Raw genomic sequence first — 13,971 nt, 5'->3', positions numbered from 1 at the left:
ACGTTGTTCTAATTCAATCATGCTATGTAGCCTGTATATAGACTAGCGCTTAAGTTATATTCTAACATTTCTATACAATTTTGACGACTACCTTATGAAAAAATAGAGCTATTTCTACTGTCCTAATTGCGACAGTGAAATAGCTCTCTGTTATTTAGAGCTTAAGTAAATTTCTAACTTATTTTTTTAAGTTGTAGAAAGATTTTAAGCCATTATATCTTGCTGTTGAGTGTAGTTGATCTTCGATGCGAAGTAATTGGTTATATTTCGCAACGCGGTCAGTACGTGAAGGTGCACCTGTTTTGATTTGACCAGCATTTACAGCTACTGCGATGTCAGCAATAGTTGCATCTTCAGATTCACCTGAGCGGTGAGAGATAACAGCTGTGTAGCCTGCTTGTTTAGCCATTTCAATAGCATCTAAAGTTTCTGTTAAAGTACCAATTTGGTTAACTTTAATTAGGATTGAGTTACCAACGCCTTCTTCGATACCACGTGATAATTTTTTCGTATTTGTTACGAATAAGTCATCACCAACAAGTTGTACTTTCTCTCCAATACGTTCTGTTAATAATTTATGACCAGCCCAGTCATTTTCATCTAAGCCGTCTTCAATTGAGATGATTGGATATTTATTTGTCATTTCTTCGTACCATGCAACCATCTCTTCAGAAGTTTTAACAACACCTTCACCATCTAAGTGGTATTTACCATCTTCTTTGCTGTAAAGTTCAGAAGATGCAACGTCCATTGCTAAGAATACTTCTTCTCCTGGTTTGTAACCAGCACGTTCGATTGCTGTCATAATTGTAGCAAGTGCTTCCTCGTTAGAAGAAAGGTTTGGCGCGAAGCCACCTTCATCACCTACTGCAGTATTATGTCCAGATTCTTTTAATACAGCTTTTAAGTTGTGGAAGATTTCAGTACCCATACGTAATGCGTGACGGAAAGATTCAGCACCTACAGGCATTACCATAAATTCTTGAATATCTACGTTGTTATCAGCGTGTTCGCCACCATTTAAAATGTTCATCATCGGTACTGGCAATTGTTTTGCATTTACTCCACCGATATATTGATAAAGAGGAACTCCTAAATAATCTGCTGCTGCATGTGCAACTGCTAAAGATACACCAAGAATAGCATTTGCTCCAAGTTTACCTTTGTTTTCAGTACCATCTAATTCGATCATGCTGTTATCAATTGATACTTGATCAAGTACAGCATAGTTACCGATTAATTCAGGTGCAATGACGTTATTTACATTATCAACTGCTTTTAAAACACCTTTTCCAAGGTAGCGACCTTTATCGCCATCGCGCAATTCTACTGCTTCATATTCCCCTGTAGATGCACCAGATGGTACGATTGCACGACCAAATGCACCGCTTTCTGTGAATACTTCTACTTCTATTGTTGGGTTACCGCGTGAATCTAATACTTCACGAGCTTGTACGTCTGTAATAATTGGCATTGTTTTAACTCTCCTCAGTTTTAAAATAATGGTTTTCCTGTCATTTCAAGTGGTTGTTCCACTCCAAGTAATTTTAACATGGTTGGAGCCAAATCGGCTAAAATTCCACCATCTCGTAAAACGATATTCTCTTTTGTGACGATTACTGGAACAGGGTTTGTTGTATGAGCTGTCATCGGTTGACCTTCCAAAGTAGTAACCTCGTCAGAATTCCCATGATCAGCAGTTACAATTGCTGCTCCGCCTTTTGCAATGATTGCATCTACAATTTTACCTAAACACTCATCAACGACTTCAATTGCCTTAATCGTTGGTTCTAGCATACCGCTATGTCCAACCATGTCAGGATTAGCAAAGTTGAGAATAATGCCATCAAATGCATCAGATTCAATCGCTGCTAGCAATGCATCAGTTACTTCATAAGCGCTCATTTCAGGTTTTAAATCGTATGTCGCTACTTTTGGCGAGTTTATCAAAATACGCTCTTCACCTGCAAATTTCTCTTCACGTCCACCACTCATAAAGAATGTGACATGAGGATACTTCTCAGTTTCAGCAATACGCAGTTGAGTTAAACCTTCATTTGCTATGACTTCGCCAATAGTATTGACCAAGTTATCATTTTCAAACGCAACCTTAGCATTTACTTCATCACTATAATGCTTGAACGTTACATATACGATATCAGTAGGATGTTTTCCACTTAATTCAAAACCACTAAATGCAGGATTCGTAAATGCTTTTGAAAGTTCAATCGCTCGGTCAGGGCGGAAGTTGAAGAAAATGACTGAATCATTTGATTCAATCGTTGCAACAGGTTTGCCGTTTTCTTTCACGACAAAAGGTACAACAAATTCATCTTTAATATCTTTTGCATATGAATTTTGCACACCAGTTTTTGCAGAACTTGCTTCTTCTCCTTTAGCATCGACAAGTGCTTGATACACTTTTTCTATACGATCCCAACGATTGTCACGATCCATTGCATAGTAACGGCCACTAATTGATGCAAATTTCCCTACACCGATTTCAGCTATTTGACGTTCAGTTTCTTCAATATAAGAAACTGCTGATGTTGGTGCTACGTCACGACCATCTAAGAAACCATGAATATAAACTTCATCTAAACCATATTTCTTAGCTAGCTTTAATAGCGCGAATAAGTGCTCATAATGACTATGTACACCGCCATCAGAAAGTAAGCCCATTAAATGTAGTTTTGTATTATTCTCTTTTGCATGTTTTACTGCTTGCACTAATGCATCGTTTTCGAAGAAGTCACCATCTTTAATAGACTTGTGGATTCTCGTTAAACTTTGATACACAATACGACCAGCACCAATATTCAAATGGCCAACCTCTGAGTTACCCATTTGGCCATCTGGTAATCCGACTGCTTCACCTGAAGCAATTAGAGTTGAGTGAGGGTACGTATTCCATAAACGATCGAATGTTGGTTTTTTCGCTTGTGCTACAGCATTTCCGAACACTTCACTACGTAAACCTAAACCGTCTAAAATAATAAGTGCTACAGGTTTTTTAGGCATTTGCGCCCGCCTCCAAAAGTTTCAAATATGAATCTGATTGTAAGCTTGCTCCACCTACAAGAGCCCCGTCAATATGCTCCATTGTTAGTAGTTCCACAATATTTTCAGGTTTCACACTTCCACCATATTGAATGCGAATTGCAGCAGCAGCTTCTGCGCCAGCAATTTCTTCAACAGTAGCACGAATCGCTCCACAAACTTCATTTGCATCTTCTGCAGTTGCCGTTTTACCTGTACCGATTGCCCAAATTGGTTCATAAGCGATAACAGTTTGTTTTACTTGCTCTGTTGATAATCCTTCAAGCGCTACACGTACTTGACCAGCTACTTTTTTAACTGTATTTCCAGCTTCACGCTCTTCTAGAGTTTCACCAACACATACAATTGGAGTTAAGTTATATTCAAATGCTGCATGAGCTTTTTTGTTAACTGCTGCATCCGTTTCGTTATAATACTCACGGCGCTCAGAGTGGCCTAAAACTACATAAGAAACAGCAATGTCTGATAGTTGAGAAGGACTTACTTCACCTGTAAAGGCGCCCTCTTTTTCAAAGTGCATTGTTTGAGCACCAATCGCCAAATTAGAGCCTTTAGCTTGTTCGACAAGTGTTGGCAAAAATAAAGCTGGAGCGCAAATAACTGAGTCCACTTTTTCTTTGTTTGGGATTGATGATTTTACTGCCTCTACAAATTCTACAGCTTCGCTTAAGTGTTTATACATTTTCCAGTTACCTGCAATAATTGGTTTACGCATGTGAATCATCCTCCATTATTTATCGTTTAATGCGACAACGCCTGGTAGGGCTTTGCCTTCCATAAATTCAAGTGATGCACCGCCACCTGTTGAGATGTGGTTCATCTTATCTGCTACATGGAATTTTTCGACTGCTGCGGCTGAATCTCCTCCACCGATAATAGTGTAGGCATCAGTATCTGCCATAGCTTGTGCCACACCCATTGTTCCGTTCGCAAAAGCGTCCATTTCAAATACACCCATTGGTCCATTCCAAATAACTAACTTAGAGTTTTTAATAACATCTGCATAGTTTGCTGTTGTTTTAGGACCAATATCAAGCCCCATCCAATCAGAAGGAATTTGATCGATATCAACTACTTTTGTATTTGCGTCTTTAGAGAATGTATCCGCAACTACTACATCGACAGGCATATGCAATTTCACACCTTTAGCTTGCGCTTTTTCGATGAATGATTTAGCTAACTCAATTTTATCTTCTTCTAGTAAAGATTGTCCGATATCATAACCTTGTGCTTTAGAGAAGGTATACGACAGACCGCCACCAATGATTAAGTGATCTACTTTTTCTAAAAGATTTTCAATTACACCAATCTTGTCTTTTACTTTCGCTCCGCCAATAATCGCCGTGAATGGACGTTCTGGAGTAGATAAAGCTTTACCTAATACATCAAGCTCTTTCTCCATTAATAAGCCCGAAACAGATGGGATATATTCAGCGATTCCCGCAGTCGTTGCATGTGCACGGTGAGCTGCTCCAAATGCATCGTTCACATAAATATCTGCTAATTTAGCAAAGCTTGCTGCAAGGTCGGCATCATTTTTTTCTTCTCCAGCATGGAAACGAACGTTTTCAAGTAATACAACGTCACCATTTTCCATTTCTGCTACCGTTTTTTCTACCGTTTCACCAATTGATTCGTCTAATTTTGTAACAGGTTTTCCTAGCAATTCAGCTAGGTGTTTACCAACTGCAGTTAGACGTAACTCTTCTTTCACTTCACCTTTTGGACGTCCAAGATGACTAGCTAAAATTACTTTAGCACCTTTTTCAACTAGGCTAGAAATTGTAGGAAGTGCTGCTCTAATACGAGTGTCGTCGGTGATTTTACCATCTTCCATAGGCACATTAAAATCTACGCGCACAAAAACACGCTTTCCGTTTACTTCTACATCATTCATCGTCTTCTTCTGATACATGAAGAGAGCCTCCTCCAATTGTTTATATTGCTTTTCCAACTATGTGAAACAAGCATCTTATTTATAATTTTTTGATAATACAATAGGCTATTCGACAATACCTTCGAAAAATTCATTCCAATAGTACTAGTAGGCAAGCGCTTACTCTTTATAGGAATAAAAGAAGGAGAAGAGTAAACCCTTCTCCTTTTACCCTAATACATTATAAACGCTCGGGTTCATAAAGGCTACGGTTTTTCTATTACAAACCTTGATCATACATGTAAAGCGCTAAGTCGATACAACGAGCAGAATATCCTGACTCATTGTCATACCAAGATAGTACTTTAACTAGGTTATCTTCAAGGACCATTGTTGATAAGCTATCAATTGTTGATGATGCTTTATTACCATTATAATCAATTGAAACTAGTGGTAAATCTGTGAAATTTAAAATACCTTTTAGTTCGTTTTCTGAAGCTTCTTTTAATACAGCATTAATTTCTTCTACTGATACCGATTTGTCTAATTCAGCTACTAAGTCAACTAAAGATACATTAGGAGTTGGTACGCGTACAGCCATACCGTCTAGTTTGCCTTTTAAATTAGGTAAAACTTTTGCAACTGCTACTGCAGCACCTGTTGTTGTAGGAATCATTGATTCACCAGCTGCACGTGCACGACGGTAATCAGAATGTGGTAAGTCTAAAATGCGTTGGTCATTTGTATATGAGTGAATTGTAGTCATCATTCCACGTTTAATACCAAACTTCTCATCTAATACTTTTGCTACTGGTGCTAAGCAGTTTGTAGTACAAGATGCATTTGAAACAACATTATGCTCTGAAGCATTGTATTCTTTATGGTTTACACCCATAACAAATGTTGGCATACTACCTTTACCCGGTGCAGAAACGATAACTTTTTTAGCACCTGCTTCAAGATGTTTGCTTGCTAATTCTGTTTTAACAAAATGTCCTGTAGACTCGATAACAATATCGACTCCAAGTTCTTTCCAAGGTAAAACTGCTGGATCTTTTTCAGCATAAACACGTACTCTCTTACCATTAACAATTAGGTATTCGCCTTCAGAAGATACTTCTGCATCTAAAATACCGTGTACGGAATCATATTTTAACAAATGAGCTAACATCGCTGCGTCTGTTAAATCGTTTACTGCTACTACCTCAATATTCTCATGCTGTACCGCATTTCGAAATACTAATCGTCCAATACGTCCAAATCCGTTAATAGCTAATTTTAAAGTCATGTTCTATTCCTCCATTTTTGTAATTACTTAAGTAATTTAATCATTTCTTCTGCTGCGCCTAAATCCGTAATAAGAATAGTTTGCGCTGCAGGGTTTTTAATATACGAAAGAATTGCTTTAGCCTTTGAAGTTCCTCCCGCTACAGCTAAAATAGACGGGCATTTGTGAACTTGTTCCAGCTGGATACCAACAGTACGAATTCTATGTACTGCTTTACCCGTTTCATCAAAATAATAACCAAAAGCTTCACCGACTGCTCCAAAACTTTGTAGCGCTTGTAAATCTTCAGGTGATGAATTTCTGCGAACAGCCATTTCCTCTGCAGAACCGATACCATGTATGACAATATCAGTCTGTTCATATAGATCCATCATTTCTCTCACAATAGGTTCTTGCATCATTGTAGAATAAGCATTTTCACTTAAATATTCCGGTAAATACAACGTACGATAAGTACCACCTGTTTTACTAGCAAATACGGATGCAATGGTGTTTGCTTGTAACTGCATTTCTTCACCAATACCGCCTCTAGCTGCTATAAACTGTAATTGTGAAAATTTATTCGATGGAGTTAAACTTTCAGCAATTGCACTAACAGTACTTCCACCAGTGACAGCTACAGTTTTTTTACCATTCGCTAGACGTTCTAGCTCATTCGCAGCTTCCGTACCCATTAATGTTTTGACAGAAGGCTCAATATCATTATTGCCCGGTACAATGATTACTTTTTGAATTTTGAATTGTCTTGTGAGTATAGTTTCTAATGATGATATTCCTGACCATTCATGTACGAGAGATTTTAGTTTACTGAGTACATGTTGCCCACTATCCGAAATACTCATACCTAAACGGCTCGTAAATATCAATCCTTGCTCATTTAACAAATCAGTTTCCTTACGCACTTCACGCTCAGTAACTGATAGCTGCTCAGCTAATGCTCTACGGCCAATCGGACCCATCATCTGAATCGTTTGAAGAAGTCGATATCTGATTTGAAGGATGTCTGACATTTCGGGTAGTAATTTTAATTGTGCCTCCGATAATGTATACATATTATTACGTCCTCCATCAGCGGTGGGTTAATTATTGTCCCACTGGTTATAATTTTGTCCCACTTGGGGTAAAAAAATTTATTTCCTGCACATAGTATACAATTGCCTTTCAAAATTCGCAACTAAAAAGTGAATTATAAATCAACTTTTTTTGCTAAAAAAGAGGGTAACTACCCCTCTTCAATAGCTAATCCCTCTAATAAAGTTACATAATCGAGCAATCCATATTGAACAATTTCTCCGTTCTTTTCAACAACCGGTATCATTAACATAAATCGCTCATGCAATGAATCATCTGTTTCAATATTAATTTCTTCTATTGTAAACGGAACATCTTCTTGTACTATCTTTAATAGTTCTATCCCTTCTTCACAAAGCCCACAACCCGGACGACTATAATATTTAATGTTCATCTACTCACCTCATTACTCAAACCTTTTTCGTTTCGTTGAAGCAAGTATACCTAATTGCTCCCGATACTTCGCTATGACACGTCTTGATAATACCCATCCCTGTTGCTCGAGCAAACTTTTTATTGCTTGATCAGATAATGGCTTTGTTTTATCTTCAGCTTGAATTAATTGTTGTAACTGTGTTTTGACACGATCTACAGAAACATCTTCGTCCTTGACCATCGTTGACCGCTGTGAAAAAAATCTACGTAATGGTAATGTACCCAATGCAGTATGAATATATTTTTCTTTAATTGTCCTGCTAATCGTCGACTCATGTAACTCTAGCTTTGTAGCTAATTCTGTCATTGTGTAAGGAACAATGGCGTCGTAGCCTTTTGAAAAAAATGCTGATTGCTTTTTAACGATTTCTTGAATAACTAGGCGCAGAGTTTCTTTTCTTAGCAATAATTGCTTATCTATAATACGTACCTGTTCCTTCATTCCATTAATATAAGCAAATGAATCTTGATCTCCCTGGATTTGCTTAACATACTCTTCATCTAACTCGACAGAAGGAAATGCTTCTTTGGAATATCGTATTAACAATTTACCATTTTCCATAAAAACGTCTGCTTCTGAAATTATATATTCTGTTTTAGGTGTTCTTAAATAGTCTATAGGTGATGGATTCAACGTACTAATTGCATCAGCTGCTTGTTGGATTTGTTTTAAAGAATAGTTAGAAATACGCCCTAACTCCTGCCACCTTTTCTCAATAAATAATGTGTAATAATTGGATAAAATATTGCAAACGACCTCATCCATTTGCCCTTTTTCTGCTTGTAATAATAAACATTGCGACATCGAACAAGCGCCAATGCCAGTTGGTTCGCACTGTAATATGTATTGTCTAGCCTGTTTTATAGTAGGAATATTCAGACCTAGCCATTTAGAATATTCTTCGTCCGTACTTGTTAAGAAGCCAAAATCATCTAAATCATTAATTAGCCAATTGATAGCTTTTTTACATTCAGGAGATAAGGATTGGTTTAATAACTGATCCATAATAGAACTTTGAATTGAATCTGATTCTGCTGACGCTGTCCATTCTGCCCAATCTTTAGTTTGTTGATTCTTTGATGATTTTACTTTTATTTTTAAAAAGGGATTTTCCACTTGTTTTTCTTGTAGAAAAGCGTGTAATTCTTCAGAGGAATATTGCAGTAAATCTAATGATTGCCGCATTTCCTGCGTTAGCGCTAGCTTTTGAATTTGTGTTTGCGATTGCTCAAAGCGAAATGACATTTCTCAACACCCCCACCTCAATTATAAAGTTTATGCGATGAGCATGCCAATCGAAAACTCATATACAAAAAAATGGTTCCGCAATTTTGCGAAACCATTTCATCTACCATTTACGCCCTGCTCCTCCACCAGCTGATGAGCCTCCACCACCGTTGAATCCACCAAAACTTCTGCCACTAGATCTACCACTACCACCGGAATTAAAACTCCCCCAGCCACCACCATAATCATATATACTTCTTCGGCGACCTCGTGAACCACCAGATCCACCTCCACCTTTTGAAAACATACTATATACGATTAAAAAAAGGATAACGATGATAACAATCGTTATTGGCGATAAGCCTTCTTCTTCAGGCTTTACAGGATTGTCTACTGTCCCATCCCAGTTATATTCCTCTGCAACGATATTATATATAAGTTTATATGCAGAACTAAAGGCGGCGTCATAATTTCCAGCTTTTAAATTCGGTACCATATATTCATCTAAAATCCGTCCAATTTTAGCATCAGGTAATGCGCCTTCCAGACCTTGACCAACAGTAATATGTAAATCCCGATCACCTTCAGCGTCACCAAAGCTTGCTAAAATAAGCACGCCATTATTCTTTTCTTTGCTTCCAATTCCCCATGCACGCACAATTTTTGTACCATACGATGCAGCATCCAAACCACCTAAAGTATCTACAGTTAAAATATAAATTTGTGCACCGGTTGCAATCTCTAGATTTTTGGATAGCTCATTCAATTCTTCTTTGGTGTCTTTTGATACAACATTTGCAAAATCCTGTACGTACCCATCCTGCTCAGGTTTCGGTAAACTTGCGGCTTGAGTCGTTGCAGAAGTTATAAAAAATAACCCCAAAGTAAATAATACACCTAGTACAAGAGTGATTTTTTTCATTTTGAATCATTTCCACCAAAGTCTACTGCTGGAGCATCTTTGGCATTAGGATTTGCTTTAAAATATTCTTTTTTCTCAAAATTGAACATTCCAGCAATAAGGTTCCCTGGAAATGCTCTTCTTAATTTATTATAACTATTTACCTCTTCATTATAATCTTCACGCGCGACAGCAATACGATTTTCCGTTCCAGAGAGTTCATCCATCAATTGACGGAAATTCGCGTCTGCTTTTAAGTCAGGATACTTTTCTACAACAACTAATAATCGATTTAATGCACCAGTCAATTCATCATTTGCGATAGCTTGATCTTGTGGTGTATTCGCCCCAGCTAATTTCGATCGAGATTCAGCAATGTCCGTCATAATCTCTTTTTCATGATTTGCATATCCTTTAACTGTATTCACTAAATTAGGTATTAAATCTAAACGTCTTTGTAATTGATTTTCAATTTGAGCATACTTCGAATCCACTTGCTCATCCGCATTCACTAACTTGTTATAGCGTGGCACAATCATCATCGCTAAAACACCAATAATTACGGCAATTATTATTAAGGGTGTGACCAATTTTTTCAAAATGAAAGACCTCCTCATTTTTTAATTATTCTTCCCTTACTTCCTTATGAAAAAACATACGACTTATTATACGCTTCAAACATTTGGAAGTTTCATTTTCATCGTATAATGTTTTGCTTTAAATCCATACTACAGTTGCGGTAAACGCTATTTCATTAAGGAGGCCAAACAATTGACTAATAACCAATTTGGACAAACTGAATCCGGTAATATGTATCAACCACAGTCTGCGATGATGAACCATGGTGGCCACGAAGTTTTAGATATGCACGAAACATTATCTGAAACAGTTGCTATGCTTAATCACGCTGTACTTTTGCGTCCACACGTACAAGACCCAGAATTACTGGATATTTTAGACCGCCAGTACAATTTCAGCTTAGATGAGTACAATATTACAGTTGAGTCATTTAGGACAGGACGTGACCCATCTCACCCGACTGGTAGTTATCAGATGAAACTTAACCATGATTTCATCTACGGGTTAGAACCATCTCAACCAAAAAAGCCAATGTCAAACGCTTCTGAGCTGAATGACGAAATGATTTCAGGTTACTTACTAGGTGGGCATAAACAGCTCGCTTCATGTAAGGTAACGACTGCCCTCGAAACAACTAACCCGGTGGTAAGACGTGTACTAGCCGATTCAGTACCGAACTGTATTGAAATGGCTTACGAATTATCCCTGTATCAAAACAAACATAAATATTATCAAGTACCTCAATTAGATGGAAAAGATATGCAAGAGTTATTAAATGCTTTTGCCCCCGCTCCAAATTCCCGCCTACAATAACAAAAAACGCTCAGTTATGACTTTACGTCATGACTGAGCGTTTTCTTTTATTATGCTTTAACTTCTTCTTTTTGTTCTTGAGTGTTTTCAGTTGGGTTCATTGATTTTCCATTAACAGGAACACGTTTAACAAATAGCGCTAAGATAAGAGCAACTATCGTAATACCCATTGCAACAAAGAATGAAAAGTTAATACCATCAATCAACGCTTGTTGACCAACTTGAGCTTTCATTTGAGCAATTTCTGTTGCACTTGGTACATTACCAGATTGCGCAGCTGAAGCCATTTTTTCTTTCATTTCTAAACCTATCTCTTTTGCACGAGTAGCTGTATGCTTTGTCATAATTGTGATTAATACAGCTGAACCAATTGCGCCAGAAACTTGTTGTAGCGTATTATTCATGGCAGTACCATGTGGATTCATCTTCATTGGTAATTGGTTTAAGCCATTTGTCATAATCGGCATCATAACCATAGACATACCGAACATACGAATTGTATATGCAAACATTAAGTAACCATAACTAGTATCGGCAGTTAATTTTGTTAACTCGTATGTTGCAATCGTAGTAATTGTTAACCCAGTAAGAGCCAATGCTTTAGGTCCAAATTTATCAAATAACTTACCTGTAATTGGTGACATAATTCCCATCACAAGTGCACCTGGTAGCATTAATAATCCTGCATCTAAAGGCGAAATACCACGAACTGTTTGAACATAAATTGGTGTAATAATCATACCTGAGAACATTGCCATAGAAACGACGATTGAAATCGCTGAAGATAGCGCAAACATCGGGTGTTTGTAGATTCTAACATCTAGCAAAGGTTGTTCTAAGAACAGCTGTCTAATAACAAATGCAGCAACACCTAAGACACCGACAATAATTGTACCGTAAACGATTGGGCTATCCCATCCTTTATCTCCAGCTGAACTGAAGCCATAAAGTAAAGAACCAAATCCAATAGTAGATAAGATCAATGAAAAGACATCTAGGCTTACTTTTCTTGTTTCCATTACATTGCCTAGTTTAAAGATTGCTAGCAATAATACAAGAATTGCGAAAGGCAAGATGATTTCAAATAACATACGCCAATCATAGTGCTCTACAATCCAGCCTGATAATGTTGGTCCGATAGCTGGAGCAGAAATCATTACTAGACCAAAGATACCCATAACAGATCCACGTTTTTCAATTGGGAAACTTGTTAACATAACATTCATTAATAACGGTCCTAATACTGCTGCACCTGCTGCTTGAATCATACGAGCTGCAATAAGTACCCAAAACTCTGGAGCGAATATAGCTAATGCTGTACCTATAGAAAATAATGTCATTGATGTAATAAATAAATGACGGTTTTTAAATCGAGTGATAAAAAAGGCACTTGCTGGAACTAGAATACCTCCGACAAGCATATAACCCGTTGATAGCCATTGAACTTGAGAAGCCGCTACATCAAACTCCTTCATTATCGTTGGTAATGCCACATTTAATAATGTGTTGTTAAGAAAAGAAACAAAAGCACCTATAAACAAGATTACTATCATTGCGTAAGGTGGCTTTTTCTGTAATGCGTTACTATTCATATTATATCCTCTCTACTTTCATTATATTTCGTATATAGAAGTTTACTTGATTTATTTTATACTCATGGTACAACTTTTTCAACTAAAAAATTTTGTCATTTTATAAACATTGATATTAAAGCGTTTCCAAGTTAGAATGATAGTACACTAATTGAAAAAATAGGTGATGTTATGAACAATCGTAAACGTCAAGTTATCGTTGCCTCTCAAAAGCTCTTCGTGGAAAAAGGTTTTCAAAATACCTCCATCCAAGATATTCTAGATGAATCGCATATTTCTAAAGGCACTTTTTATAATTATTTTGCTTCAAAAAACGAATGCTTAATCGCAATAATAGCTAAAGGTCGCGAAGAAGCGGATGTTCGCAAGCATGAGATGCTTATAGGACAGGATCCAAAAGATAAAGACTTACTAGCTAAGCAAATTGCTGTATTGATGCAAATAAACCGTGATCAAAATTTAATCCCTATCTTTGAATCGATTTTCCATTCGGGTGAACCAGAACTTAAAGAAGTAGTAATGCGATTTCATCTAAACGAGTTAAATTGGCTCGCAAAAAGAATTGTCGATATTTATGGAGAAGAATCAAAGCCGCACTGTTACGATGCTGCCATCCTAACTTTTGGTATGATACAACATATGTTGCATATTTGGAAAATTACACGTGAAGATGCTCTAGACCCAGTACAGATTGTGAAATACGTAATTCAACAGCTAGATGCCGTTTTACCTGCTCAAATTGAGAGAGGTGAACATTTCTTAGGCTGTGATTTAGCAAAGTACTTACATGAGAATTTCAAACATAAATATGTAACGAAAGAGTATTTAGCAGAACAGCTAACTGGATTTTCAGAAGGCCTTATTGAAGATGATTTACAAGCTGGTAAAGAATATACAACCTGCCTTATAAAATCTTTACAAGAAGAAACTACCCCATACTATATAATTGAAGCAATTGTATTACCCTTTAACACTAGCTTTAAAGGTACTAAACATGCTGCAGAAGCCCAAGAAATTGCAAATCTTATATGGCTATTTATAAAACAAAATAACAACCTAGACATATTAAATAGTAATTAATTGGACACAAAAAGTCGCTTTTCAATATTAAAGCGACTTTTAATTTCT

General features: G+C 37.0%; 13 protein-coding genes. 2 read left to right on the top strand and 11 right to left on the bottom strand.

Going from position 1 to position 13,971, the window contains the following annotated elements; all coding sequences use genetic code 11:
• Positions 1 to 178: 178 nt before the first annotated feature.
• The 10 genes from eno to MHH98_RS03675 form a co-directional block, all read right to left on the bottom strand.
• Positions 179 to 1,474: a phosphopyruvate hydratase gene (eno, locus tag MHH98_RS03720; protein ID WP_038188806.1), complete on the bottom strand. Its 1,296-nt coding sequence runs from the start codon at positions 1,472 to 1,474 to the stop codon at positions 179 to 181.
• 20 nt (positions 1,475 to 1,494) lie between these two features.
• Positions 1,495 to 3,021, bottom strand: coding sequence for a 2,3-bisphosphoglycerate-independent phosphoglycerate mutase (gpmI, locus tag MHH98_RS03715; RefSeq protein ID WP_038188810.1), 1,527 nt, complete (start codon positions 3,019 to 3,021; stop codon positions 1,495 to 1,497).
• Positions 3,014 to 3,775, bottom strand: a complete 762-nt coding sequence (gene tpiA, locus MHH98_RS03710; RefSeq protein ID WP_076065693.1) for a triose-phosphate isomerase — start codon at positions 3,773 to 3,775, stop codon at positions 3,014 to 3,016. Before tpiA ends, gpmI begins: the two co-directional genes overlap by 8 nt.
• Before the next feature lie 15 nt (positions 3,776 to 3,790).
• Positions 3,791 to 4,975 (bottom strand): phosphoglycerate kinase, encoded by a 1,185-nt coding sequence (locus MHH98_RS03705; RefSeq protein WP_076034482.1) that lies wholly within the window; start codon positions 4,973 to 4,975, stop codon positions 3,791 to 3,793.
• Positions 4,976 to 5,216: 241 nt separating this feature from the next.
• Positions 5,217 to 6,224, bottom strand: coding sequence for a type I glyceraldehyde-3-phosphate dehydrogenase (gap, locus tag MHH98_RS03700; RefSeq protein WP_038188817.1), 1,008 nt, complete (start codon positions 6,222 to 6,224; stop codon positions 5,217 to 5,219).
• A 23-nt stretch (positions 6,225 to 6,247) separates the two neighbouring features.
• Positions 6,248 to 7,276, bottom strand: a complete 1,029-nt coding sequence (locus MHH98_RS03695; RefSeq protein ID WP_038188820.1) for a sugar-binding transcriptional regulator — start codon at positions 7,274 to 7,276, stop codon at positions 6,248 to 6,250.
• A 170-nt stretch (positions 7,277 to 7,446) separates the two neighbouring features.
• On the bottom strand, positions 7,447 to 7,689 hold the full coding sequence (locus MHH98_RS03690) for a glutaredoxin family protein (RefSeq protein WP_038188823.1): 243 nt from the start codon (positions 7,687 to 7,689) through the stop codon (positions 7,447 to 7,449).
• A 12-nt stretch (positions 7,690 to 7,701) separates the two neighbouring features.
• Complete coding sequence (rpoN, locus tag MHH98_RS03685) at positions 7,702 to 8,976, bottom strand: RNA polymerase factor sigma-54 (RefSeq protein WP_038188825.1); 1,275 nt, start codon at positions 8,974 to 8,976, stop codon at positions 7,702 to 7,704.
• 103 nt (positions 8,977 to 9,079) lie between these two features.
• A complete protein-coding gene (locus MHH98_RS03680; protein WP_038188828.1) occupies positions 9,080 to 9,880 on the bottom strand; it encodes a TPM domain-containing protein in 801 nt (266 codons plus the stop codon).
• Entirely contained in the window at positions 9,877 to 10,458 is a 582-nt protein-coding gene (locus tag MHH98_RS03675) for a LemA family protein (RefSeq protein ID WP_076065691.1), read from the bottom strand. Before MHH98_RS03675 ends, MHH98_RS03680 begins: the two co-directional genes overlap by 4 nt.
• A 172-nt stretch (positions 10,459 to 10,630) precedes the next feature.
• On the opposite strand from MHH98_RS03675, the gene MHH98_RS03670 reads away from it, so the two are divergent.
• Positions 10,631 to 11,251 carry a spore coat protein gene (locus MHH98_RS03670; protein WP_038188839.1) on the top strand — a complete coding sequence of 207 codons (621 nt, stop codon included), beginning with the start codon at positions 10,631 to 10,633 and terminating at the stop codon, positions 11,249 to 11,251.
• A 50-nt stretch (positions 11,252 to 11,301) separates the two neighbouring features.
• Here the strand turns inward: MHH98_RS03670 and MHH98_RS03665 are convergent, their stop codons facing one another.
• On the bottom strand, positions 11,302 to 12,843 hold the full coding sequence (locus MHH98_RS03665) for a DHA2 family efflux MFS transporter permease subunit (RefSeq protein WP_038188842.1): 1,542 nt from the start codon (positions 12,841 to 12,843) through the stop codon (positions 11,302 to 11,304).
• 171 nt (positions 12,844 to 13,014) lie between these two features.
• On the opposite strand from MHH98_RS03665, the gene MHH98_RS03660 reads away from it, so the two are divergent.
• Positions 13,015 to 13,923 (top strand): TetR/AcrR family transcriptional regulator, encoded by a 909-nt coding sequence (locus MHH98_RS03660; RefSeq protein ID WP_038188845.1) that lies wholly within the window; start codon positions 13,015 to 13,017, stop codon positions 13,921 to 13,923.
• The last annotated feature ends 48 nt before the right edge of the window (positions 13,924 to 13,971 follow it).

The sequence above is a fragment of the Viridibacillus sp. FSL H8-0110 genome, assembly GCF_038003565.1.
Lineage (GTDB): Bacteria > Bacillota > Bacilli > Bacillales_A > Planococcaceae > Viridibacillus > Viridibacillus arenosi.
The sequence above is the reverse complement of the archived record's forward strand: the minus strand, read 5'-3'. Positions and strand labels throughout refer to the sequence as shown.